Annotated in this window: 24 protein-coding genes; 12 read left to right on the top strand and 12 right to left on the bottom strand. The window is 68.6% G+C overall.

What is annotated here, in order from left to right:
• The first annotated feature begins 38 nt into the window (after positions 1-38).
• Positions 39-2,267: a protein-disulfide reductase DsbD family protein gene (locus GGQ93_RS08790; protein ID WP_183216451.1), complete on the top strand. Its 2,229-nt coding sequence runs from the start codon at positions 39-41 to the stop codon at positions 2,265-2,267.
• Positions 2,268-2,295: 28 nt separating this feature from the next.
• Here GGQ93_RS08790 and GGQ93_RS08785 read toward each other — a convergent pair whose 3' ends face one another.
• Together GGQ93_RS08785 and GGQ93_RS08780 are read right to left on the bottom strand one after the other, a co-directional pair.
• A complete protein-coding gene (locus GGQ93_RS08785; protein WP_183216449.1) occupies positions 2,296-3,048 on the bottom strand; it encodes a hypothetical protein in 753 nt (250 codons plus the stop codon).
• Between the two features lie 137 nt (positions 3,049-3,185).
• Positions 3,186-3,662: a hypothetical protein gene (locus tag GGQ93_RS08780; RefSeq protein ID WP_183216447.1), complete on the bottom strand. Its 477-nt coding sequence runs from the start codon at positions 3,660-3,662 to the stop codon at positions 3,186-3,188.
• Positions 3,663-3,775: 113 nt separating this feature from the next.
• Here GGQ93_RS08780 and pgi point away from each other — a divergent pair, with 113 nt between their 5' ends.
• On the top strand, positions 3,776-5,383 hold the full coding sequence (pgi, locus tag GGQ93_RS08775; protein ID WP_183216445.1) for a glucose-6-phosphate isomerase: 1,608 nt from the start codon (positions 3,776-3,778) through the stop codon (positions 5,381-5,383).
• A gap of 3 nt (positions 5,384-5,386) precedes the next feature.
• On the opposite strand, the gene GGQ93_RS08770 is transcribed toward pgi, so the two are convergent.
• Entirely contained in the window at positions 5,387-5,956 is a 570-nt protein-coding gene (locus tag GGQ93_RS08770; protein WP_183216442.1) for a DUF1826 domain-containing protein, read from the bottom strand.
• Positions 5,957-6,052: 96 nt separating this feature from the next.
• Between GGQ93_RS08770 and zigA the strand changes: the two genes are divergently transcribed.
• Positions 6,053-7,273 (top strand): zinc metallochaperone GTPase ZigA, encoded by a 1,221-nt coding sequence (gene zigA / locus GGQ93_RS08765; protein ID WP_183216440.1) that lies wholly within the window; start codon positions 6,053-6,055, stop codon positions 7,271-7,273.
• A gap of 50 nt (positions 7,274-7,323) precedes the next feature.
• Here zigA and GGQ93_RS08760 read toward each other — a convergent pair whose 3' ends face one another.
• Positions 7,324-7,749, bottom strand: a complete 426-nt coding sequence (locus GGQ93_RS08760; RefSeq protein WP_183216438.1) for a YMGG-like glycine zipper-containing protein — start codon at positions 7,747-7,749, stop codon at positions 7,324-7,326.
• Between the two features lie 275 nt (positions 7,750-8,024).
• On the opposite strand from GGQ93_RS08760, the gene groES reads away from it, so the two are divergent.
• Together groES and groL are read left to right on the top strand one after the other, a co-directional pair.
• A complete protein-coding gene (gene groES, locus GGQ93_RS08755; protein WP_054764370.1) occupies positions 8,025-8,312 on the top strand; it encodes a co-chaperone GroES in 288 nt (95 codons plus the stop codon).
• A 137-nt stretch (positions 8,313-8,449) separates the two neighbouring features.
• Positions 8,450-10,096 (top strand): chaperonin GroEL, encoded by a 1,647-nt coding sequence (gene groL, locus GGQ93_RS08750; RefSeq protein WP_054764371.1) that lies wholly within the window; start codon positions 8,450-8,452, stop codon positions 10,094-10,096.
• 99 nt (positions 10,097-10,195) lie between these two features.
• On the opposite strand, the gene GGQ93_RS08745 is transcribed toward groL, so the two are convergent.
• Positions 10,196-10,936, bottom strand: a complete 741-nt coding sequence (locus tag GGQ93_RS08745; RefSeq protein WP_054764372.1) for a glycosyltransferase family 2 protein — start codon at positions 10,934-10,936, stop codon at positions 10,196-10,198.
• A 75-nt stretch (positions 10,937-11,011) separates the two neighbouring features.
• On the opposite strand from GGQ93_RS08745, the gene GGQ93_RS08740 reads away from it, so the two are divergent.
• The 3 genes from GGQ93_RS08740 (at position 11,012) to GGQ93_RS08730 (ending at position 14,116) form a co-directional block, all read left to right on the top strand.
• On the top strand, positions 11,012-12,715 hold the full coding sequence (locus tag GGQ93_RS08740; protein WP_182713776.1) for an ArnT family glycosyltransferase: 1,704 nt from the start codon (positions 11,012-11,014) through the stop codon (positions 12,713-12,715).
• Entirely contained in the window at positions 12,712-13,626 is a 915-nt protein-coding gene (locus GGQ93_RS08735) for a hydroxymethylglutaryl-CoA lyase (RefSeq protein ID WP_183216436.1), read from the top strand. The genes GGQ93_RS08740 and GGQ93_RS08735 overlap by 4 nt, the downstream gene beginning before the upstream one ends.
• A 67-nt stretch (positions 13,627-13,693) precedes the next feature.
• On the top strand, positions 13,694-14,116 hold the full coding sequence (locus GGQ93_RS08730) for a hypothetical protein (RefSeq protein WP_182713778.1): 423 nt from the start codon (positions 13,694-13,696) through the stop codon (positions 14,114-14,116).
• Between the two features lie 179 nt (positions 14,117-14,295).
• Here the strand turns inward: GGQ93_RS08730 and GGQ93_RS08725 are convergent, their stop codons facing one another.
• The 3 genes from GGQ93_RS08725 to trhA form a co-directional block, all read right to left on the bottom strand.
• Positions 14,296-14,658, bottom strand: coding sequence for a hypothetical protein (locus tag GGQ93_RS08725; RefSeq protein WP_054764376.1), 363 nt, complete (start codon positions 14,656-14,658; stop codon positions 14,296-14,298).
• On the bottom strand, positions 14,655-15,272 hold the full coding sequence (gene phaR, locus GGQ93_RS08720) for a polyhydroxyalkanoate synthesis repressor PhaR (protein ID WP_182713779.1): 618 nt from the start codon (positions 15,270-15,272) through the stop codon (positions 14,655-14,657). Before phaR ends, GGQ93_RS08725 begins: the two co-directional genes overlap by 4 nt.
• A gap of 86 nt (positions 15,273-15,358) precedes the next feature.
• Positions 15,359-16,072, bottom strand: coding sequence for a PAQR family membrane homeostasis protein TrhA (trhA, locus tag GGQ93_RS08715; protein WP_054764378.1), 714 nt, complete (start codon positions 16,070-16,072; stop codon positions 15,359-15,361).
• Between the two features lie 157 nt (positions 16,073-16,229).
• On the opposite strand from trhA, the gene GGQ93_RS08710 reads away from it, so the two are divergent.
• Positions 16,230-17,405: an acetyl-CoA C-acetyltransferase gene (locus GGQ93_RS08710; protein WP_183216434.1), complete on the top strand. Its 1,176-nt coding sequence runs from the start codon at positions 16,230-16,232 to the stop codon at positions 17,403-17,405.
• A 166-nt stretch (positions 17,406-17,571) separates the two neighbouring features.
• On the opposite strand, the gene GGQ93_RS08705 is transcribed toward GGQ93_RS08710, so the two are convergent.
• Entirely contained in the window at positions 17,572-19,176 is a 1,605-nt protein-coding gene (locus tag GGQ93_RS08705) for a M20/M25/M40 family metallo-hydrolase (protein WP_183216432.1), read from the bottom strand.
• Between the two features lie 147 nt (positions 19,177-19,323).
• Entirely contained in the window at positions 19,324-20,310 is a 987-nt protein-coding gene (gene htpX, locus GGQ93_RS08700) for a zinc metalloprotease HtpX (RefSeq protein ID WP_183216430.1), read from the bottom strand.
• 93 nt (positions 20,311-20,403) lie between these two features.
• On the opposite strand from htpX, the gene GGQ93_RS16415 reads away from it, so the two are divergent.
• Positions 20,404-20,661 carry a DUF1674 domain-containing protein gene (locus tag GGQ93_RS16415; RefSeq protein WP_224761134.1) on the top strand — a complete coding sequence of 86 codons (258 nt, stop codon included), beginning with the start codon at positions 20,404-20,406 and terminating at the stop codon, positions 20,659-20,661.
• A gap of 60 nt (positions 20,662-20,721) precedes the next feature.
• Complete coding sequence (locus GGQ93_RS08690) at positions 20,722-21,567, top strand: hypothetical protein (protein WP_183216428.1); 846 nt, start codon at positions 20,722-20,724, stop codon at positions 21,565-21,567.
• Here GGQ93_RS08690 and pyrF read toward each other — a convergent pair whose 3' ends face one another.
• A complete protein-coding gene (gene pyrF, locus GGQ93_RS08685) occupies positions 21,568-22,299 on the bottom strand; it encodes an orotidine-5'-phosphate decarboxylase (protein ID WP_054764384.1) in 732 nt (243 codons plus the stop codon).
• A gap of 88 nt (positions 22,300-22,387) precedes the next feature.
• On the opposite strand from pyrF, the gene GGQ93_RS08680 reads away from it, so the two are divergent.
• Positions 22,388-23,083 (top strand): MarC family protein, encoded by a 696-nt coding sequence (locus GGQ93_RS08680; RefSeq protein ID WP_054766783.1) that lies wholly within the window; start codon positions 22,388-22,390, stop codon positions 23,081-23,083.
• A gap of 4 nt (positions 23,084-23,087) precedes the next feature.
• Here the strand turns inward: GGQ93_RS08680 and GGQ93_RS08675 are convergent, their stop codons facing one another.
• Positions 23,088-23,498, bottom strand: a complete 411-nt coding sequence (locus GGQ93_RS08675) for a metallopeptidase family protein (protein ID WP_152949231.1) — start codon at positions 23,496-23,498, stop codon at positions 23,088-23,090.
• Positions 23,499-23,515: the final 17 nt, after the last annotated feature.

Here is a 23,515-nt window from a genome sequence, read left to right as displayed (position 1 = left end):
CCCTGACAGGGGCGGTCTCCCGGCCTAAAAGGCCGATCATGCGCCTTCTTTTCTCCATCCTGTTCAAGGCCGGCCGGCTCCGCGACGGCTCCAGAGTCGGGGTGCGCCTGCTGCTGGTCTTGAACCTGGGCCTGCTGCTGGGCCTGGCCTCTCCGGCCCTGGCCCAGGTCCGAAGCCAAGCCCCCGTCGAGACGGGCGCTCAGGGCGAGGAGAACATCCGGGCGGAACTCATTCCTCTGACGCGCTGGGCGGCGCCGGGCTCCACCGCCGTGGTGGCGGTGCGACAGCAGATCGCCGAGGGGTGGCACACCTATTGGCGCAACCCCGGCGATTCCGGGGGCCCCACCACCCTGAACTGGCGCCTTCCGCCGGGGGTCGAGGCCGGCGACATCGTCTGGCCCCTGCCGACCCGCCAGCGGCTGATGAGCTTGGTCAACTACGGCTATTCGGGCGAGGTCTATCTGCCCGTGCCGATCGAGATCCCGGCCTCGGCCCGACCCGGGACCACCCTGCCCCTGGTCGCCGACGCCCTGTTCCTGGTGTGCAGCGACCAGATGTGCGTGCCGGTGCAGATGAGCCTGAGGCTGGACCTGCCGATCCGGGAGGGGGCGCCGCCGCTGGACCCGGATCACGGCCGGGCGCTCCAGGCCGTGCTCGAGGCCGCGCCACGCCCTGCGGGGATCGAGGCGCGCGCCGCGCTCGAGAACGGCGTCCTGACCCTGTCGGCGGCGGGCGGACCGCTGGCGGAGATCATGGGCCGCGCGCCGGGCGTGACCCAGGCCTATTTCTATCCCTACGACAGCAGCGTGATCGACCATGCGGCGGCCCAGTCGGGCCAGGCTGGCCCCCGGGGGCTGAGCCTGACCCTGACTCCCGGCGCCGGTCTGAAGGCCCATGGCCTGACCCGGCCGGTGTCCGGCGTCCTGGCCACCGACGCCGGCGCCTGGGAGATCACGGCCCGGCCCGGTCCCCCCCTGCCCGGAACGGCCGGCGGCGCGGCCCTCAGCGGCGAGGCCGCCCCCCCCGCCGAAGGGACCGGCGCGGGCTTGATCCTGCAGTCGATCCTGTTCGCCTTCGTCGGCGGACTGATCCTGAACCTGATGCCCTGCGTCTTCCCCATACTGGCGATGAAGGCCGCCGCCCTGGCCGCCTCGGCCCATCAGGCCGGCGAGGCGCGGCGCGACGGCCTGCTGTTCCTGGCCGGGGTCCTGTCCAGCTTCCTGGTCCTGGCGGGCGTCCTGCTGATCCTGCGCGCGGGCGGCGAGGCCATAGGCTGGGGCTTCCAGCTTCAGTCGCCGGCGGTGATCGCGGGCCTGGCCCTGCTGATGCTGGGCGTCGGCCTGAACCTGTCGGGCGTCTTCCATGTCGGGGCAGGGCTGCAGGGGGCCGGCGCCGGTCCCCTGTCGCGGCTGCCCGGCGGCGTGGGGGCCTTCTTCACCGGGGTGCTGGCCGTGGTCGTCGCCGCCCCCTGCACCGCCCCCTTCATGGCCGCCGCCCTCGGCGCAGCCCTGCTGGCGCCCTGGCCGGCGGCCCTGGCGATCTTCCTGATGCTGGGCCTGGGCCTGGCCCTGCCCTATGTGGCGATCAGCCTGTCGCCCGGCCTGTTGCGACGCTTCCCCCGGCCGGGGCCGTGGATGGAGCGGCTGAAGGCCCTGCTGGCCTTCCCCATGTACGGCGCGGCCCTGTGGCTGGTCTGGGTCTTTTCGCGCCAGACGGGACCCGACGCCTTGGCCCTGGTCCTCGCTGCGGGCCTGATGCTGGCCTTCGGTCTGTGGCTGTCCGGTATGAACCAGGCGCGCCGGGCCCAGGGCGGGACCGCCGTGGTCAGCGCCGTCGCCGCCACCCTGGCCCTGCTCTTCGCCGTCGGTTTCGCCGGTCTGGCCGCCACCCGGCCGCCCTCCGCGGCGGCGGCTGGGACCGGTTCCCTCACAGCCGCCCACTGGTCGGCCGAGGCCGTCCGCGCCGCCCAGGCGGCCGGCCGGCCGGTCCTGGTGAACTTCACCGCCGACTGGTGCGTCACCTGCAAGATCAACGAGCGCGCCGCCCTGTCCTCGCCCCGCGTCGCCGAGGCCCTGAAGGCGTCGAACACCCTCTATCTGGTCGGCGACTGGACCCGCCGCGACGACGCCATCAGCCGCGAACTGGAGCGTCACGGCCGCTCGGGCGTGCCCCTGTATCTGTTCTATCCCGCCGCCGGCGGCGAACCCCGCATCCTGCCGCAGTTGTTGACCGAGGGTGTGGTGGTCGAAGCGCTGACGGGACGGTGAAGACGCGGCGAGCGTCGGATGCGGCGGCTCAGTGGCGGATGACCAGCGTCCTCCGGATCTCGACCGCCTCCAGGCGGTCGATGCCCTTCAGCACCACGATCCACGACTGGCCGTCCGGAGGCGTGCTGTCGAAATGGACCTCGGCCTCGGGCCAGCGGTCGTCGACGACCGGCTGCATCTTTCGAACCCGCACCCGGCCCTCGGTCGGCTCTTCCTGATAGACGGTGTTCTTCAGCCGAACGCCCAGCAGCCGATCCAGCGGCAGGTCGGCCAGGGCGCGTCGCGGATCAGCGCAATCTTCCGGCTTTTCCGATCGACAGGACAGGGCGAACCCCAGTTCGTCGGGGCCGGCGGCCCGCGCCATCGCCCGCGTCAGCCGGTCGAGCATTCGCAGGGTCGGTTCAAGCTCGCGCTCCGGGGCGCCGATCCAGCCGCCCTCTGACAGACACCCCGCATCAGAGGCGAGGTTCGGATAGGTCGGGGCGTAGAAGACGACGGTCTGAAAAGGCGTCAGCGCCAGCGGCGTGTCGTCGGCCGCCTCCTCGCCCACGCGCGGCGCCCCGGCCGAGGCGACGTGGGAGGTGCGGCGGCACAGGCCGTCCGAATGGACGCTCGGGCGCTCGTCGAAGCGAATGAAATAGCTCTGACCCGGAAGCCACTGTCGCCGGACGAGGCCGCCCTCGATCCGCGCCGCCGTCTCCGGCGGCAGTATCCGCTGCGCCAGGGCGACCGGCTCGGCCCCGCGCACCGCGCCGAGCGGAACGGTCGCGGATTCGACCATTGACGCGGCCATTGAGGCGGCAACGGCGATCAGGGGCGCAAGACCAGCCATGGGGACTCCGGAAACGGTTTCCCCCAGCCTGCACCCGCACCGTCACCCCCGCAACCCGCAACCCGCAGAGGTCGGGGTTTCGCTCGCTAGACCTCCGGCTGAGGCGGGGCGGTGATCACTTCGACATTGTCGTTCAGCAGATAGGACAGTTCCGACAGGGCCGTAGCGCGCTCTGCGGGGGTGGCGGCGGCCTGAACCGCCTGGACCTTTTTCGGCATGTCCTCGGAGATGCCGCGCAGGATGCATTTCAGATCGCCGTCGGTGCCCCGTTCCTTCAGAATCAGATGGCCCTGCAGGTCCAGGGCCGCCAGTTCGTCCGCCTGGGCCTTGAAGCCGGTGAAGGCCTGGCTGGTGAAGAAACCGGCGTCGTCCGCAGCCTTTGACGCCGCCCAGCCGTCCACCATCGCCTTCAGCCTCCCGGACCGGGCCACGATGTCGGCGAACAGGGGCTCGGCCGCCACGGACACGGGGGCGCCGGCGGCCGCAGGGGGCTGATCAGCCGCCAGGGCCACGGCGGGATTGGACAGGGTCAGGGCGATCGTGAGAGCAAGGCCGCAGGACATGGGTGACTTCCTGTTTCAGCGTCGGCTAGGACGTTGAACCGGCATACGCTCGACCCGTAAACGAGTGTTTACCTTCCTTGTCTTCCCAAGATTTCTCCTCCCGAGGACGACCGATGACCCGCAACGACGCCTGGACCGCCTTCGACGCCGCCGCCGCAACGGCGGGCAAAGCCCGTATCGTGGACCAGTTCGCCGCCGATCCGGACCGGCTGGCGCGGATGTCGGTCGAGGCGGCGGGTCTCTATCTGGATCTGTCGAAACAGAGCTGGACCCGGGACGCCTTCGAGGCCTGTCTGGACCTGGCCCACGCCTGCGACGTCGAGGGCCGTCGCGCCGCCCTGTTCGCCGGCGAGGCCGTCAACCTGACCGAGGGCCGGGCCGTGCTGCATCCGGCCCTGCGGGCCCCGGCCGGCGCCGACTTCAAGGCCCTGGGCGAGCCGGTCTCGGCCGAGGTGGACGCGGTGCGCGCCGACATGAAGACCTATGCCGAGGCCGTGCGCGCGGGCGCCGAGGCGGGGGCGACGGGCAAACGGTTCAAAGCCATCGTCCATGTCGGCATCGGCGGCTCGGACCTGGGTCCGCGCTTGGTGTGGGACGCCCTGCGGCCGCTGGAGCCGTCCATCGACCTGCGTTTCGTCGCCAACATCGACCCCCGCGACATGGCCGAGGCCCTGACGGGGCTCGATCCCGAGACCACCCTGGTCGTGGTGGTGTCCAAGACCTTCACCACCCAGGAAACCCTGGCCAACGCCGAGGCGGCCAAGGCCTGGCTGGCGGCCGCCCTGCCGGTCGAAGGCATGACGAAACACTTCATCGGGGTGACGGCGGCGCCGGACAAGGCGGCGGCCTTCGGCTGCGGCCGCACCTTCGCGTTCAGGGACTGGGTCGGCGGACGCTATTCGCTGTGGTCGGCGGTCAGCCTGTCGTGCGCCATCGCCCTGGGCTGGGACGTATTCGAGGCCATGCTGGCCGGGGCGGCGGCCATGGACGACCATTTCGTCTCGACCCCGCTGGAGCAGAACGCCCCGATCCTTTTGGCCCTGGCCCAGGTGTTCAACGTCGACGGCCTGAACCGGCCCGCCCGCACCGTGGCCCCCTACGCCCATGCCCTGCGCCGCCTGCCCTCCTTCTTGCAGCAGCTGGAGATGGAGTCGAACGGCAAGCGGGTGCATCGCGACGGCGCGCCGGTGACGCGCCAGACCTGCCCCGTCGTCTTCGGCGAGCCCGGCACCAACGGCCAGCACGCCTTCTTCCAGCAGATCCACCAGGGCCCCCAGATCGTCCCGGCCGAGTTCGTCATCGTGGCCAAGACCCACGGAGACGCGCCGGAATCGCCGCTCTGGTCAAACGCCCTGGCCCAGGGTCAGGCCCTGATGCTGGGCAAGACCACCGAAGCCGCCAAGGCGGAAGGCCTGGCCCAGGGCCTGTCGGAAGAAGAGGCGGCCCGTCTGGCGACCCACCGGACCTTCACCGGAAACCGCCCCTCGACCGCCATACTGATGGACCGTCTGACGCCCCAGACCCTGGGCGCCCTTCTGGCCCTCTATGAGCACAAGACCTTCGTCGAGGGCGTGATCTGGGACATCAACAGCTTCGACCAATGGGGCGTGGAGCTGGGCAAGGTCCTGGCCAAGGCGATCCTGAAGGACGTAGCCGCCGGCGGTCCGTCGGCCGATCTGGACCCTTCCACGGCCGGCCTGATGACGCGATTGATGGGCTGACGCTCACGCCGGCGCGGCGTCGATCGTCAGGACGCGCCGGGGGGTGCGTCTCCCGGCCGGCGGCGAGCGGTGCAGGACCACCGGCAAGTCCGGCCAGGCCTCCCAGCCCGGCGCCGTGCCCTTGATGACGGCGACGTCGCCAGGGTGAAGGGTGCGGACCCGACGACGCGTGCCGATCAGGCGCCCGTCCAGATCCTCACCGATCTCGCCGGCGAAGGCCCATTCCGGCCCCGGCCCCTCATAGGCGACGATCAGGCGCACCGGCACGGCGTCCTGATGAAACCGCGGACAGGCGCGGCGGGTCACGGTCTCACAACGCGCCCGCCAGGCCTCGCATCCGCTGATCGTCGCCACGATCTCCGCCAATCGTTCGATGTCCTGGAGAAACCACTCGGGCGCCGCGCCCGATAGGGCGATCCAGCGCCCGTCGCAGTCGGCGGTGAAGTCCGGCGGGGGCAAGGCGTCCGGCGGCATGGGACTGGGCCGCGACCAGATCGCCATCCGCACCTGCGGCTCGAACAGGGTGGTGAAGACCGTGGGCGCCTGCCCCTGGACGACTGCGCCGACCGCCATGGAAAACCTTGCTGACTATGCTTGTTATAATATAACGTAACTCTCACAGTCGCCGGGCTGTGGTCAAGCTCGGCGCAGCAGCCGTGGAGCGCCGTCATGTCCGAGTTCAAGACCCTGGCCGTCACCGTCCTGTCCGGCTTTCTCGGGGCCGGCAAGACGACCCTGCTGAACCACGTCCTGGCGAACCGCGACGGGCTGCGGGTCGCGGTCATCGTCAACGACATGAGCGAGGTGAACATCGACGCCGCCCTGGTGCGCGACGGGGGCGGGGCGGACCTGTCGCGGACCGAGGAACGGCTGGTTGAGATGTCCAACGGCTGTATCTGCTGCACCCTGCGCGAGGATCTGCTGATCGAGGTCGGCAAGCTGGCGCGCGAGGGGCGGTTCGACTGTCTGCTGATCGAATCGACCGGAATCTCCGAACCCATGCCGGTCGCCGCCACCTTCGACTTCCGCGACGAGGACGGGTTCAGCCTGTCGGACCTGGCCCGGATCGACACCATGGTGACGGTGGTGGACGCCTTCAACTTCCACCGCGACTATCCCTCGACCGACCGGCTGAAGACCCGCGGCGAGCATCTGGGCGAGGACGACGAGCGCACGGTCGCCAATCTGCTGATCGACCAGATCGAGTTCGCCGACGTCATCGTGTTGAACAAGTGCGACCTGCTGGAGGAAACGCAGCTCGGGACGCTGAAGGCGATGATGACCCAGTTCAATCCGCGCGCCCGCATCATTCAGGCGGTGCGCGGCGCCGTGCCCCTGGATCAGGTCGTCGGCACGGGCCTGTTCGACATGGAGGGGGCGGAACAGGCCGCCGGCTGGTCCCAGGCCCTGCGCGGCGAGGTGACGCCCGAGACTGAGGAATACGGCGTCTCGACCTTCGTCTACAGGGCGCGCAGACCCTTTCATCCCCGGCGCTTCTACGACCTGCTGAAGCGCGAATGGCCCGGCGTCTGGCGCTCCAAGGGCTTCTTCTGGCTGGCCAGCCGGATGGACTATGTCGGTTCCTGGAGCCAAGCGGGGGCGGTGACCGAGCATGAATGGGGCGGACTGTGGTGGGCCTCGGCGCCGCGCGAGCGCTGGCCCGACGACAACGCCGAATGGCTGAAGGCGATCGAGGCCGTCTGGCGTCAGCCCTACGGCGACCGGCGTCAGGAGATCGTCCTGATCGGCAAGGACATGAACCGCGATCTGCTGACCTCGATGTTCGACGCCGCCCTCTTGACCCGGTTCGAGATGGAACGCGGGCCCAAGGGCTGGGCCAGGCTGGAGGATCCCTTCCCGCATTGGGGCCCGCGTCGGGACGCGGCATGACAAAAGGGGCGTCTTGATAAGGCGCCCCTTCTGCATTTCACGTCCGCAGTCTACCAGCGGCGATCGTAGCGATAGTCGCGGCGCTCGTCGCGCCGGTCATAGCGCTGGTCGCGGCGCCAGTCGCGATAATCACGGCGCTGCTCCCAGCGCGGATCGCGGCTGTTGATGCCGTGTTCGCGCTCCCAGTGACCCTGGTTCCGGTAGCAGCGGCCGCCGCGGTAATAGCCGCAGTCCGATCCGCGATTGGACGAGGCTGCCGCGCCCAGGGCCGCGCCGGCCAAGGCGCCGCCCGCAATATAGGTTCCGTCGCCATTGCCGTAGACGGCGCCCGCCAGTCCGCCGACGGCGGCGCCGATCAGGGCGTTGCGGGCGGTGTCGTCGCGGTCACGCGACTGGGCCGAAGCCGGGGCGGCGGTCAAGGCCAGGGCGGCGGCGGGGGCGACGACGGCGGCGGTGATTTTCAACAGCTTGGACATGGTCCGTCTCCTCTGAATCGCCTCGCGTCTTCCGGGGATCGCGAGCGTTGAGGTGGTTTTAGCGCGCGCCGTTTGAACGGGTTCGGAGGCCGTGGTTCATCGCGCGTTCATCCGTCGCGGAAGTTTCACACGCGGCGGCGCTTGACGCCCCGTCGCCCTCTGACTAACTCCCGCTCGCGTTAGCACTCTCCGTGGTCGGCTGCTAAAACGGCGGTCGCGGAGAGGCTGACCCATTGTTCAAATCGCCCCATTCGGGGGATCAAGGGAGACAACCGATGGCGTTTCGTCCGCTCGGCGACCGCGTGCTGGTCAAGCGCGTTGAAGAAGAATCCAAGACCAAGGGCGGGATCATCATCCCCGACACCGCCAAGGAAAAGCCTCAGGAAGGCGAAGTCGTCGCCGTCGGCCCCGGCGCCCGCGACGACTCTGGCAAGGTCAACGCCCTGGAGCTGAAGGCCGGCGACCGCATCCTGTTCGGCAAGTGGTCGGGCACGGAAGTGAAGATCGACGGCGAAGACCTGATCATCATGAAAGAGTCGGACGTGCTTGGAGTGCTGAGCTAAGGCTCAGCCCTCAGTGGCGAGTGATCAGTGGCGAGTGGCGAGCAGGTTTCCGGACGAAACCGCCGTCGTCGCCTCAATCTCAGATCCTCGCCACTCGCCACTAACCACTCGCCACTCACACCAAAGGAGCTGCCCGCATGGCCGCTAAAATCGTACAGTTCAACACCGACGCGCGCGACAAGATGCTGCGCGGCGTCAACGTCCTCGCCAACGCCGTCAAGGTGACCCTGGGTCCGAAGGGCCGCAACGTCGTGATCCAGAAGTCCTTCGGCGCCCCGCGCTCGACCAAGGACGGCGTCTCGGTCGCCAAGGAAATCGAGCTGGAAGACGCCTTCGAGAACATGGGCGCCCAGATGATCCGCGAAGTCGCTTCGAAGACGAACGACAAGGCGGGCGACGGCACCACCACCGCGACCGTCCTGGCTCAAGCCATCGTGCAAGAGGGCCTCAAGGCCGTCGCCGCCGGCATGAACCCGATGGATCTGAAGCGCGGCATCGACAAGGCCGTCGGCCTGGTGCTGGAAGAGGTCAAGACCAACTCCAAGCCCGTCTCCAACAACTCGGAAATCGCCCAGGTCGGCACCATTTCGGCCAACGGCGACTCCGAAATCGGCGAGCTGATCGCCCAGGCCATGGCCAAGGTCGGCAATGAAGGCGTGATCACCGTCGAAGAAGCCAAGACCGCCGACACCACCGTCGACGTCGTCGAAGGCATGCAGTTCGACCGCGGCTATCTGAGCCCCTACTTCATCACCAACGCCGACAAGATGGAGGCCGTTCTCGAAGAGCCGCTGATCCTGCTGTTCGAGAAGAAGCTGACCTCGCTGCAGGCCATGCTGCCGATCCTGGAAGCCGTGGTGCAGTCGGGCCGTCCGCTGCTGATCATCGCCGAGGACATCGAAGGCGAAGCCCTGGCCACCCTGGTGGTCAACAAGCTGCGCGGCGGCCTGCGCGTCGCCGCCGTCAAGGCGCCGGGCTTCGGCGACCGCCGCAAGGCCATGCTGGAAGACATCGCCATCCTGACGGGCGGCCAAGTCATCTCGGAAGACCTGGGCATCAAGCTGGAGAGCGTCACGCTCGACATGCTCGGCAAGGCCAAGAAGGTCTCGATCACCAAGGACGACACCACCATCGTCGAAGGCGTGGGTGAGAAGGCCGACATCGAAGCCCGCGTGGCCCAGATCAAGCGCCAGATCGAAGACACCACCTCCGACTACGACAAGGAAAAGCTGCAGGAACGTCTGGCCAAGCTGGCCGGCGGCGTCGCGGTTCTCCGCGTCGGCGGCTCGACCGAAGTCGAAGTGAAGGAAAAGAAGGACCGCGTCGACGACGCCCTGAACGCCACCCGCGCTGCGGCTGACGAAGGCATCGTTCCCGGCGGCGGCATCGCCCTGTTGAAGGCCTCCAAGATCCTGGCCGACGTCAAGGGCGACAACGCCGACCAGAACGCCGGCATCGCCATCATCCGTCGCGCCCTGCAGGCCCCGATCCGTCAGATCGCCGAAAACGCCGGCGTCGAAGGCTCGATCGTGGTCGGCAAGGTGCTGGAGAACAACGACGCCTCCTTCGGCTTCAACGCCCAGACGGAAGAGTACGGCGACCTGGTCAAGATGGGCGTCATCGACCCCGCCAAGGTCGTCCGCACGGCCCTGCAAGACGCCGCTTCGGTGGCCGGCATCCTGATCACCACGGAAGCCGCCGTCGCCGACGCCCCCAAGAAGTCGGGCGGCGCCGCCGCTCCTGACATGGGCGGCATGGGCGGCATGGGTGGCATGGACTTCTAAGTCCAAGCCTTCCGACGCTGAAATGCAGAAGGGCGGGACCGCGAGGTCCCGCCCTTTTCTATTGTCGCGCCCGTTCTGTGAGCGTCTGGATTATCGCGCTCAAAATTCGGAGATCGCCCCCGGCCGGCGCGACCGGCTCTTCAGCCACATGACGCCCAAGAGATCGGCGAAGGCGACCTTCAGCCGGCCCCAGTTGGTGTATTTCGACCGGCCGGTTTCGCGGTGGCGGTGATCGACGTCCAGATACTGATTGCGATAGCCTTCCCGGATCATCAGGGCCGGCAGATAACGGTGGATGTGATCGAAATAGGGAAGCCGCAGGAAGACGTCGCGGCGAAAGGCCTTCAGCCCGCAGCCGGTGTCGTCGGCGTCGTCGCCCAGCAGCCGACGACGGATGCGGTTCGCCCAGACCGAGGCCTGGCGTTTGGCGGCGCTGTCCTGGCGCTTGGCCCGTCGCCCGCCGATCAGACCGACGTCTGCGGGGGCCGCCAGCAGGGCGTCCACCAGCCGGGGCGCATCGGCCGGCGGGTTCTGACCGTCGCCGTCCATCGTCACCACCACCGATCCCCGCGCCGCCAGCACCCCGGTGCGCACCGCCCGGCTCTGGCCCGCATTGGTTCCGTGGGCCAGAACCCGCAAGGTCGGCAGTTCGGCCATGGCCGCCTTCAGCTCGGCCAAGGTCGCGTCCCTGGAGGCGTCGTCGACGAAGATCATTTCATAGGACCGGCCGGCGAAGGCGGCCGCGATTTCACGCGCCAGGGGCACGGCGGCGCCGGCCTCGTCGTGAACGGGAACCACGACGGAGATCTGGGGCGCGTCAGGAGCGATTTGGGCGGTCATGCCGCTCCATAGACGAGATCGACGGCTTAGGGGAGACGGCTGACGCCGGCCCGGTCCCCGTGTAAGGAGTCTCTCATGAAGAGCTTCGATCTGGATCGCCGCATCGCCGGCTGGAGAGGCCCCCTGCTGGCGGCCCTGTTGACGCTGGTCGCCGGCCTGCCGGGCCTGCTGCTCCTGCCGCCGCTGGATCGGGACGAAAGCCGCTTCGCCCAGGCCACCGTCCAGATGCTGGAGAGCGGCGACTATGTGGACATCCGCTTCCAAGACGAGCCGCGCTGGAAGAAGCCGGTCGGCATCTATTGGCTGCAGGCCGCCGCCGTCGCCCTGACCTCGGACCCCGAGGATCGCGAGATCGCCCCCTATCGGATCCCCTCTCTCCTGGGGGCCATGCTGGCCGCCTGGGCTGTCGCCTGGGCGGGTTCGGCCCTGCTGGGCGCGCGCGTCGGCTTCTTCGGCGGCGCGATCATGGGGGCGACCTTCCTTCTGTCCACCGAGGCCGGGATCGCCAAGACGGACGCCATGCTGTGCGGCGCCACCACCCTGGCCATGGCCGCCCTGGCGCGAATCTATATGGCGACCCGAGCCGGGGAACGACCGATCCGGCCCCACAAGCTTCTGTTCTGGCTGGGCCTGGGGCTGTCGATCCTGATCAAGGGGCCGATCGGCCTTCTGGTCGTGGCCCTGGCGATCCTGGCCCTGTCGATCTGGGACCGCGACGTCCGCTGGCTGGGCCGGCTGGGCTGGGGCTGGGGCCTGCCGCTGGTGGCCCTGATGGTCGGCCCCTGGGCGATCGCCATCACCATCGCCACCGACGGGGGCTTCTGGCGCGAAGCCATCGGCGGCGACCTGGCGCCCAAGATCGCCGGGGCCCATGAAAGCCATTCCGGCTTCCCGGGGATGTATGTGCTTCTCGCGCCCCTGCTGTTCTTCCCCTCCACCCTGCTGCTGCCTGCCGCCGTCGCGACCGGCTGGTCCCGTCGGGCCGAGCCGGCCATTCGCTTCCTGGTCTGCTGGCTGGTTCCCGGCTGGCTGATGTTCGAACTGGCCCCGACCAAGCTGTGGCACTACACCCTGCCGACCTTCGGCGCCCTGGCCCTGTTGGCCGCCGCCGCCCTGGCCCGGCCGATCGGCAAGGTCTCGCGGATCACCGGCGCGGCCCTGGCGGTATTCGCCGCCGTCCTGATCTGCGGCATCACCGTCTATGGCTTGACCGTCTACGGCACCTCGACGGCCCAGACCTGGGCGGCTCTGACGGTCGGATCGACCCTGGCGGCGGCGGCTGTCGGCGGCTTCCTGCTGTTGAACCGGGCGCCGGTGGCGGCGCTGGTCGCGTCCCTGGCCTTTGGAATCGTGGCCCACGCCGCCTTGTCGGGCACCATCCGCCAACTGCGCCCCCTGGCCATCGCACCGAGACTGGAGAAAACCCTTGAGGCGGCGGACCTGCATCCCCGCCAGGGCCGCACCCCTGGACCGGTCGCCATCACCGGCTTCCATGAGCCGAGCTTCGTCTTCCTGACCGGTCGGGACACGGATCTGACCGACGCCCAAGGCGCGGCCGACGCCCTGGCCGAAGGACGGCCGGCCATCGTCGAGGGACGCGACGCCGACGCCTTCCGCGCCGCCGCCGGGCGGCTGGGTGTGGCGGGCCGGGCGGTCGGCGTGGTGCGGGGCTACAACTATTCCGCCGGAGACGAGGTGAGCCTGACCGTCTATGCGCCTCCGCCCCGCACGGCGGAGCCTGCGACGCAAGCCGCCCCCGCGACGGCGGCGACGCGATGAGCCGCTTCATCCAGATCGTCGAGGTCGGGCCCCGTGACGGGCTTCAAAACGAAAAGGCCGTGCTGGACCCCGCCGTCCGCGCCGAGCTGGTGCGGCGGCTGGAGGCGGCCGGAGCCCGGCGGATCGAGGCCGTCTCCTTCGTCCATCCTAAATATGTGCCGCAGATGGCCGGGGCGGAAACGGTGATGGCGGCCCTGCCTCACGAAGCCGGACGCAGCCGCATCGGTCTGGTGCTGAACGGCCGAGGCTATGATCGCGCCCTGACCACGGCCGTGGACGAGGTCAATGTCTCGCTTTCCGCCACCGACGGATTCGGCCTGAAGAACCAGGGCCTGACGATCAAGGACCAGCTGTCGATGCTGGGCGAGATCGTCGCCCGCCGTCACAACAGCCAGACGTCCGACGTTGTCCCCTCTCTGTCGGCGACCCTGTCATGCGTCTGGGGCTGTCCGTTTGACGGAGAAGTCTCGGTTCAGCAGGTCGGCGACCTTGTGGGGGCGATCGGCGCCCTGGGCGTCGGTGAAATCGCCCTGGCCGACACCATCGGCGCCGGAGATCCCTGGGCGGTGACGCGCAAGGTCGAGGCCGCCCGCCGGGCGGCGCCGGAGGCGCGCCTTCGCCTGCATTTCCACGACACGCGCAACACCGGCCTGGCGAACGCCTATGCCGGGGTGGAGGCGGGGGTGGACGTGCTGGACGCCTCGGTCGGGGGCATAGGCGGCTGTCCCTTCGCGCCCGGCGCCACCGGAAACATCGCCACCGAGGATCTGGTCTATATGCTGGAGCGCGCCGGGTTTCAGACCGGCTATGACCTGGACGCCCTGATCGAGACGGCGCGCTGGATCGGTGCGGCCCTGGGGCGCCCGGCGCCGTCCGCCCTCAGTCGCGCCGGCTGCTTTCCCCGCAGGTGACGAACGGTCGCAATAGGGTTAATCAGGCTTAGGAAGCGCAGCCGTTGCGCCGGGGAGAGGAGCCGCCATGCTGATCGCCATACCCCTGCTGCTGATCCCGGTGATCCTCTACAATATCGTCGTGCTGTTCGGCGCCGACGGAAACGGCGGCATGAGCCAGGCCGACGCCCTGCTGCGCGATCCGCTGTTCTCCATCCCCATGGCGTCAGGGGCGCAGTGGAACGTCGGCTCGGGCGACCTGATCCTGTTCGTCGGCCTGATCCTGCTGTTCTTCGAACTGGTCAAGTCGACGTCGAGCCAGAGGGTGGCCATCGTCAATCACGCCCTGTCGATGGTCCTGTTCATCATCGTCCTGGTCGAATTCCTGCTGATCCGCGGCTTCGCCACCTCGACCTTCTTTCTGATCGTGGTGATGATCCTGCTGGACGTGCTGGCCGGCTTCATCGTGACCATCATCGCGTCGCGCAAGGATTTCGACCTAGCCAACTGACGGCCGGTGCGCGGGGCGGCGAAAAGACGATTTAGGAAAAGGCGGTGAAGATCAGCGCCACGACGGCGACGTCGAAGACCTTGGCGGCGAGGCTGAGGGCGGCGGGCATGGCGTGTCCTGGCGGAGGCGTTTCGATACGCCTTCAGCAAGTTCCGTGCCGCCCGACGCCTAACGCCCGATCAGACGTCGGTCTTGGACGCGCGCCCGACCGGCGGCCGTCGCTCGGCCTCGCCCGAATATTCAGCCCCCAAATAGGCGGCGCGCGCGGCGTTCAGAACCGGAGGACCGCCCTTCAGGCCGCGCCTTTGCCCCTTCTGGCCCATCTGCTGGGCCACAAAGGCCGCCGCGCCGGGTTCGCCGGCCGTATGGACGGCAGGTCTTGCCGAGGACCCCGTTGCAGCCTCGGCCTCAGCCTCGGTCAGCGGCGCCGGGACCAGGGCCTTGGCCGCCGCCTGCTGAGCGCGCCGTTCGCGCTCGCGCCTTTCACCTTCGCGGCGATCCACGCGCTCAGGTCCGCTGACCGCCTGGATCCGATCGGTCATTTCGGCTTGGACTCGGCGAGACGGTCGATCTGGGCGCGCATTTCGTCCATCTGGCGGCGCATCTCCTCCAGGGCGTCGCTGTCTGCGGCCGCCTTGGTTTCCGCCGCCGGCGGGGCGGCCGGCTCGCTTCGGCCATAGCCGAAGCCGGGGAACATCTGCATCGCCCGTTCGAACACGGCCATATTGGTCTTGGCCGCCTCCTCGATCAGGGTCGCGCCGGCGCCGGCGCCGAAGGCCCGGCTCATCTGACTGGCGAACTGCTCCTGCTGACGGCTGAAGTTGGTCAGGGACATTTCCAGATAGGAGGGCAGAACGCCCTGCATCGAGCCGCCGTAGAAGCCGATCAGCTGACGCAGGAACTGGACCGGCAGCAGGGCCTCGCCCCGGCTTTCCTCTTCGAAGATGATCTGGGTCAGGATCTGGCGCGTCAGGTCGTCGTTGGTCTTGGCGTCATAGACGACGAACTCGGTCCCCTCGCGCACCATGGCGGCAAGGTCGTCCAAGGTCACATAGGTGCTGCTGCGCGTATTGTAGAGACGCCGGTTCGCATACTTCTTGATGACGACCTGATCGCCTTCGCCAATCTTTCCGCCCTTGATGTTTTCGTCAGCCACGCTTGTTCTCGCGATTTTGCAACGCGCCACTATCGTCCGTTGCGGCGCGAAGCGCTAGAGGCTGATCCCAAGCGCGCCGCAAGGCCTCAGTGGCTCATCGCCGGGGCCAGTACGACCCCGACCAGGACGGCCGTCCAATGCACCGTCGCCCCGGTGACGACGAAACCGTGCCAGATGGCGCGGCGGAACGGCACCTTCGGGCTGATGAAGACCAGCACCCCGGCCGTATAGATCAGCCCGCCCAGAACCAGCAGGGCCAGGGCGACGGGGTGGACCGTCTCCACCATTGGCTTCAGAGCTGCGACGGCCAGCCAGCCGAAAACGACATAGACCGCGCTCCAGAACCGGTCGGATATGCGCGGCGCGAACAGCTTCACCCCGGCGCCCACGAAGGCCAGGGTCCAGATCAGGGCGGTGAAGCCGATCGACCAGAGACCTTCGAACCTCTGGGTGGTGAAGGGGGTGTAGCTGCCGGCGATCATCAGGAAGATGGCCGCCTCATCCAGGCGGCGAAGCACCGGACGGGCCGCGCACGGGTTGGTCCAGTTATACAGGGTCGAGGCGGTCAGCATGCCGATCAGGCACAGGGCGTAGATGGCCGTGGCCAGAACGCCTCCGACCCCCGTATAGACCCCTGCCAAGCCCGCCAGAACGACGCCGCCGACGGCCGCCAGCATCAGACCCACCGCATGGACCCAGAGGTCCGCCAGCCTTTCGGCGCGGGTCTGATAGTGCTCGATCATGTCCAGCTCGTCCGGCGTGCAGACATGGGTGACAAGGCGTTTCAGCGTTCCCAGCATGGCCAATCAAATCCAAGATCGTCCCTATCGTTCCGACACAATGCGCCGTCAGGATGACGAAGGACTGAATCCGGGGCGGTGTTTGCTCCGACAGGTGACGAAGCCGCCCATATGCGGCAAAAGAGCCACTCGATAATTCCGCAGAGAGTGAAATCCCATGACCGAGGTCGTCATCGTCTCCGCCGCCCGCACCCCCGTCGGGTCGTTCCTCGGCGCCCTGTCGTCCTTGCCCGCCTCCAAGCTGGGCGAGATCGCCATCAAGGCGGCGCTGGAGCGGGCCGGGGTCGCGGGCGATGAGGTGGACGAGGTGATCCTGGGCCATGTGCTTCAGGCTGCGGCCGGCCAGGGCCCGGCGCGTCAGGCGGCGGTCGGCGCCGGCGTGCGCCAGTCCGCGCCGGCCTGGAGCCTGAACCAAATCTGCGGTTCGGGCCTGCGGGCCGTCGCCGTCGCCGCCCAGCAGATCGCCCTGGGCGACGCCGGGATCGTGGTCGCCGGCGGACAGGAGAGCATGAGCCAGGCGCCCCACGCCCAGCAGCTGCGCACGGGCCACAAGATGGGCGACGTCGCCCTGATCGACACCATGATCAAGGACGGCCTGTGGGACGCCTTCAACGGCTATCACATGGGCCAGACCGCCGAGAACATCGCCGACAAATGGGGCATCACCCGCGAGGCCCAGGACGAGTTCGCCCTGGCCAGCCAGCACAAGGCCGAGGCGGCGCAGAAGGCCGGCAGGTTCGCCGAGGAGATCGCCCCGGTGGTCATCCCCGGCAAGAAGGGCGACGTGGTCGTGGACCAGGACGAATACATCCGCCACGGCGCCACCCTGGAGCTGATGCAGAAGCTGCGGCCCGCCTTCGCCAAGGACGGCAGCGTCACCGCCGCCAACGCCTCGGGCCTGAACGACGGCGCCGCCGCCCTGGTGCTGATGAGCGCCGAAGAGGCGAAGGCGCGCGGGCTTGAGCCCCTGGCCCGCATCGCCGCCTCCGCCACCGCCGGGGTCGATCCGTCGATCATGGGCACGGGGCCGATCCCCGCCTCGAAGAAGGCGCTGGAAAAGGCGGGTTGGACGGTCGCGGATTTGGACCTGATCGAATCCAACGAGGCCTTCGCCGCCCAGAGCCTGTGCGTGGTCAAGGAGCTGGGCCTCGACCCGGCCAAGGTCAACGTCAACGGCGGCGCCATCGCCATCGGCCATCCCATCGGCGCCTCGGGCGCCCGCATCCTGACCACGCTTCTGTTCGAGATGAAGCGGTCCGGCGCGAAGAAGGGCCTCGCCACCCTGTGCATCGGCGGGGGAATGGGCGTGGCGATGTGCGTGGAGCGGGCGTGACCTGAAACTTGCTTCTCCCGTTGGGAGAAGGTGGCCGCGAAGCGGACGGATGAGGGCCGGACGGTGGGACAGTCGCACCGCCGCAACCCTCTCCCTTTCGCGCGAGACCGATCGCTACGCTCTCGGGCGCTCAAGCCCTCTCCCAATGGGAGAGGGGATCCGCTTATCAGTCCGCCGGATATTCGTACGGGTCCGTCGGCGTCGGCTCGGTCGGCAGGGGCATGCGCGGCAGGGGCTCGTCGCGGTTGGCCGCGTTCAGCAGGAAGCTGGCCAGGATAATCGCCGCCTGACGCATGTCCTCCGGCTTCAGGTGGTCATAGCTGTCGATACTGGTGTGGTGCAGGCGACTGGAATAGTCGAGCGGATCCTGAATGAACTGATACCCCGGCACGCCGACCGTCTGCATATAGACGTGGTCGGTGCCGCCCGAAGGGCGCAGGGACACGGTGGTCGCCCCCATGCTGGCGAAGGGCGCAAGCCATTCCTGGAAGATCGGGACTGCGGCCACATTGCCCTCGGCGTTGATGCCCCGGATCTTGCCCGAGCCGTTGTCCAGGTTGAAATAGGCGACCAGATCCCGATAGCCTTCGCGCGGCTGGATCGGCCAGCGGCTGCGCCAGGTTCGGTTGTTCGGCAGGTTCGCCAACGCTGGATCGTTCGAGGGCGCGCGAGTGGCCAGATGCCTGTCGACATAGGCCAAAGAGCCCAGGATGCCCTGTTCCTCGCCGCTCCACAGGGCGAAACGGATGGTGCGTTTGGGCCTCACGTTCAGGGTCTTCAGGATGCGTGCGGCCTCCATGACCACTGCGCTGCCGGCGGCGTTGTCCACCGCTCCGTCCGAAGCGACCCAGCTGTCCAGATGGGCGCCCGCCATGACGTATTCGCTGGTTCCCCCGCTGCCGGGGATGTCGGCCAGGATGTTGTAGGCGTTGACGTCCTCGTCATGGAACTGGACCTCGCTCATCAGTTCCAGCGTGGGCGGCGTATCGGTCAGGGCCAGCCGCGCCAGACGACGATAGTCCTCAGCCGCCAGCTCCATGCCCGCCAGCTTGGGCGTCGCGCCGACCTGATAGGTATAGCCCGTGCCGTGCAGCAGGCCGCCGTCCCGCTGGGAAATCCTCACCCAGGCCAGGGCGCCCTGCTCGACCAGGAAGGCGTCGAGCCGCGCCGCGAAATCGGCGGTCTTCAGCTGGCGCTCGATCGCAGCGGGCGAATACTGGGGTTGCACATAGGTGTTGCGCTCGGCCAGCTCTGCGCCGGTCCAGCGTTTGAACGCCGGTTCAGTCGGCTCGGACCCCGTTCCGGGCTGGGACAGCATGACGATCTTGCCCGACAGCTTGCCCCGCCATTTGTCGAAATCCTCGACCTTGGAGATCGGCGCCACGATCACGCCGCCGCTGATCACCCCGTTGGTCGAAGGGGTCCAGGCCACCGGAATGGCCCTCAGGTCCAGCGGTCGCGGCGCCGTCATGCGGGCGCTGGAGCGGACGATGGACCAGCCCCGCCCGAACTCGAACCCCTCGGCCCGGACGTTCGACAGGCCCCAGTCGCGGAACTGCTGCTGGGTCCAGCGTTCCGCCTCCCGCATCTGCGGCGAATTGGTCATTCGCCCGCCGATCCGGTCCGTCAGATAGGCGGCCGTCTGCATCACCTGGCTGTGGTTCAGCCCCTGGTCGATGATGCCGTTGACGGTGGTCCGGTTCACCGACTGGGCCGCGACGGGCGTGGCCAGAAGAGCGGCGGCGGAAACGAAGGCGAGCAGACGCGACATAGGACCCCCTGATTGGCTTAGAGCATGATCGTTTCGGACGGAACCGCTTCGCGGTTCCGATAGAAGCGTGAATCATGCTCTCGCTTTAATCTGCTATCTGACGGAGTCCTCGACGGAAGTGCAAATCCAAAAGGCCCCGCGCGACGCTCAGCCCCAGGGACCGCGCGGCTCGGCCGGGGTGGCGGGCACGCCGGTGGTCAGGCGCCGGGGCGTCGCGGGGACGGCCGAGAGCGGAACCGCCCGGGCGGACGCGGGCGCCGTCTGGCGCGGCCGCATCCCCATCTTCGCGCCCAGCTCCACCAGAGCCCGAACGCGATTGCCGGTCGCCGGGTGGGTCGAGAACAGATTGTCCGCCCCGCGCCCGGCCAGGGGATTGATGATGAACAGCTGTCCGGAGGCGGGATTGCGCTCGGCCGTCGGATTGTGGATCCGCTTGGCGTAGGCCTCGATCTTTTGCAGGGCCGAGGCCAGGGCGTGAGGGTCATTGGCGATCTCCGCCCCGACGCGATCGGCCTCATATTCGCGGCTGCGCGAAATCGCCATCTGCACCAGGCCGGCCGCCATGGGCGCCAGGATCATCAGGGCCAGGGTTCCGATCAGACCACCCGGCCGCTCGCGGTCGTCGCCGCCCTGGAAGAACAGGGCGAAGTTGGCCAGGGCGGCGATGGCCCCGGCGATGGTGGCCGTCACCGTCATGATCAGGGTGTCGCGGTTCTTCACATGGGCCAGCTCGTGCGCCATCACGCCGCGCACCTCGTCGCGGGTCAGCATGTCCAGAAGACCGGTGGTGGCGCAGACGGCCGCGCGCTCCGGATTGCGGCCGGTGGCGAAGGCGTTGGGCTGGTCGCTGGGGATGATGGCGACCTGGGGCTGGGGCAGGCCGGCGTCGCGCGCCATCTGGCGCACGTCGGCGACATAGTTGCGGACCACCGCATTGGGATGCTGCTCATCGACCGGCTGGGCCCGGTACATCTTCATGACGATCTTGTCGGCGTTCCAGTAGCTGAACAGATTCATGCCGCCGGCGAAGACCAGGGCGATCGCCATGCCGGTCGCGCCGCCGATCAGATAGCCCAGCCCCCCGAAGAGCGCCGTTAGGGCGGCCAGAAGAATGAAGGTCTTCAGATGGTTCATCGTCGTTCCGTCGCCGTCGGCGGCTTTTTGTGGCGTCGCGGCTTTGATCGACTATTTGAGGCCATGAGCCACCGTCCTCAAGGGAGCCGACCTGTGACCGAACATCCCACCCCCGATCCGGCCGAAGCTGCGGCGGAGGATGGGGAAACCCCCGCCTTCAACCAGGACGTCCCCCACGCCACGCCCGAAAGACCGCTGAGCACGGTCGCCCGCCGCGCCCTGCTGGAGGCGGCCGAACGCCGCATGGCCGAGGAGGGCGCGGCGGCCGCAACCGAATACGGCGGTCCGACGGGGCCTGAACCGACCCGCTACGGCGATTGGGAGAAAAAGGGTCTGGCCGTCGATTTCTGACGGGCGCCGACGGCGCGACAATTGCCGAGACAAGACTCAAGTCAAGGAGTCTGTCCCGCAATGACACAGCCCATCATCGCCGCCGCGTCTGCGGTCCTCCTGCTTTCCGCCGCACCCGCTCTGGCGGGCGGTCCTTCCGGCGCTCACGGCGGCTGTGGAGGCTGCGGCGGCGGGCATCAGGGCGGACACCCCGGCGGGGGTCATTACGGCGGCGGCCACAACAGCAACGTCAATGTGAACGTGAATGCGAATGCGGTGGCCAACGCCTCGGCCTACGCCGGGGCTTCGGCCTATTCGGCGATCAACGCCCGCGCCTATTCCCAGTCGTACAGCTTCAGCCGTCACGGCGGAGGCGGAGGCGGGGGCGGGGTCGTTTATGTCGGCGGCGGCTATGCCGAGGGCGGCGCCGTCGGCGGGAGCTATGCGTCCGCCCCGGCGGTGGTCTTCGTGGGGCCTGCGCCCGTCAGCGCCCCTGTCGGCTATCCGGTCTATGGCTTCGGTCGCGACTATATCGGCTGGCGCCCCTATCGGCCTCACCCGCCGATCGACTGCGGCTGCCGCCCGCCGTATCCGGGTCACGACCGCGAGATGCGCTACGAGGATCGGCGCGACCTGAGCCGCCGAGACGCCTATGAGGCGCACGTCTACGAAGAGCGCGCCTATGAAGAGCGGGCCTATGAGGCGGGCGGCTATTATAGGGAGGAAGGGTCCGTTCCGGCGCCGACGCCCTATGTCGAACACCCGCCGATCTACGGGGAGCCTGAACCCCTGCCGCCGCCTCCCCCTCCGCCGCCGCCGCCGCCGACGACGACGGACTATTACGGCGACCTGCCGCCGCCCGGCAATGTTCCGCCGCAAGCCCCGCCCCGCCAGTACTACGCCCAGGAACCGGGCGAGCGCGGCTGATCAGATCAGGGCGATGCTTTCGGCGACGGCCAGGGCGGCGGCGCGGGGGTCGGCCGCCGCCGTGATCGGCCGGCCGATCACCAGATGGGTGGCGCCGGCCTGAAGCGCAGCCTCGGGCGTGGCGGCGCGGGCCTGATCGTCCAGGGCCGACCCCGCAGGCCGAACGCCGGGCGTCACGATCAGAAAGTCGGGCCGGCCGGCGGCCTGTGCGATCTCGCGCACCCGGGCCGCCTCCTGCGGGCTGGAGACCACCCCGTCGATCCCCGCCTCAAGCGCCTGCCGCACACGCAGCTCCACCAGTTCGGCCGGCGACAGACTGTGGTCGTCCGCCGCCAGATCCTCGGCCGTCAGGCTGGTCAGAACGGTCACGCCCAAAACCTTGAGCCCTGATCCGGCCACGCCCCGCGCCGCCGCCGCCATGACCTGGGGCCGGGCGTGGACGGTCAGGAGGTCGCAACCCGAGGCCGCCAGATTCGCCGCCGCCTTTTCGACCGTCGCGCCGATGTCGTGCAGCTTCCAGTCCAGAAACACCTTGCGGCCCTCGGCCTTCAGGTCGCGCGCCAGCTCCATGCCGCCGACGGCGAATAGCTGCAGTCCGATCTTGTAGAAGCCCGCCGCATCCTGAACCCGCCCGACCAGGGCGGCGGCCTCTGCGACCGTCGGCACGTCCAGGGCGCAGATGATCCGTTCGTCGGGACCGCGATTGGGGGCGACGGTTTGGACCTGGGTCATCGACGGACTCGCGCTGAGCGGCTATGCCGGGACGCTGAAGGTGCGTCGGCGCGGCCGGCGTGTTGAATTTCAAGAGCGAGGCGAGGCGATGAACGCGGTCGATCTGGGTGTCAACCTGTTCGTGACCCTGTTCGCCCTGTTGGACCCGATCGGCAATCTGCCGATCTTCGCCGCCGCGACCGCCGGGGCCACCCTGCGTCAGCGGATCTCGGTCTCGGCCCTGATCTGCCTGTTCGCCATGCTGTTCCTCAGCTTCTTCCTGTTCACGGGCCTGGGCCTGCTGCAGTTCTTCGGCATTTCCCTGGCGGCCTTCCGCATCGCCGGGGGCATTTTGCTGCTGTTCCTGGGGCTGGACATGGCGCGCGGGGACTTTCTGGCGATGTTCGCCGACAAGGACGCCTTGAGCGACAGCAAGGATGTGCGCGGCTACGCCCGCCGGCGGTTCCAGCGTCTGGTCGTGCCCTTCGCCATCCCGCTGATGATCGGTCCGGGCGCCATCTCGGCCGTGATCATCAATGCGGGCGAGGCCGCTCAACTGGGTTACGCCGGCATGGCGGGCTCGGTCGTCGCCATCGCCGCCGCCTGCGTCGTCTCCTGCATCTGTTTCGCCCTCACCGGCTATCTGAGCCGGGTGCTGGGCGAAGTCGGCATGGCCATCATCGTCAAGGTGCTGGGCCTGATCCTGTGCGCCCTGGCCATCCAGTTCATCCTGCTGGGCCTGGGCGAAGCCATCCCCGGCATGATCTCCGGCGCCGTGACCACCCCCTATCCCGCCGCCTCCTGAAGCTTCAGTCGGCGGCGTCCTCGATGGCGTGGATGTCGTCGTCGGACAGGCCGAAATGGTGGCCGATCTCGTGGATCAGGACATGGGCGATCAGCTCGGCCAGGCCCACGTCGCCGCGCTCGCACCATTCGTCCAGTATGGGGCGGCGATACAGGAAGATCCGCGAGGGCTCGGGCGCCGGCCCCAGGCTGTCGCGCCGCCCGATGTCCACCCCGTAGTAGAGGCCGGTCAGTTCGAAGGGGTCTTCGATCTCCATCTCGGCCAGGGTCTGTTCGTCGGCGAAGTCGTCGATGCGGAACACCACCTCCCCCGCCGCCGCCCTGAACTCGGCCGGCAGGGCGTCGAAGGCCTGACGGGCCAGACGCGCGAAATCGTCCAGGGAGGGGGCGAAAAGGTCGGGAGCGGGCTCTGTCATCCGTCCGCTATCGCCGC

It is taken from the genome of Brevundimonas aurantiaca (genome assembly GCF_014199955.1).
In the GTDB taxonomy this organism is placed as follows: Bacteria; Pseudomonadota; Alphaproteobacteria; order Caulobacterales; family Caulobacteraceae; genus Brevundimonas; species Brevundimonas aurantiaca.
Note: the sequence above shows the minus strand (reverse complement) of the source record. Positions and strands in the feature narration are given on the sequence as shown.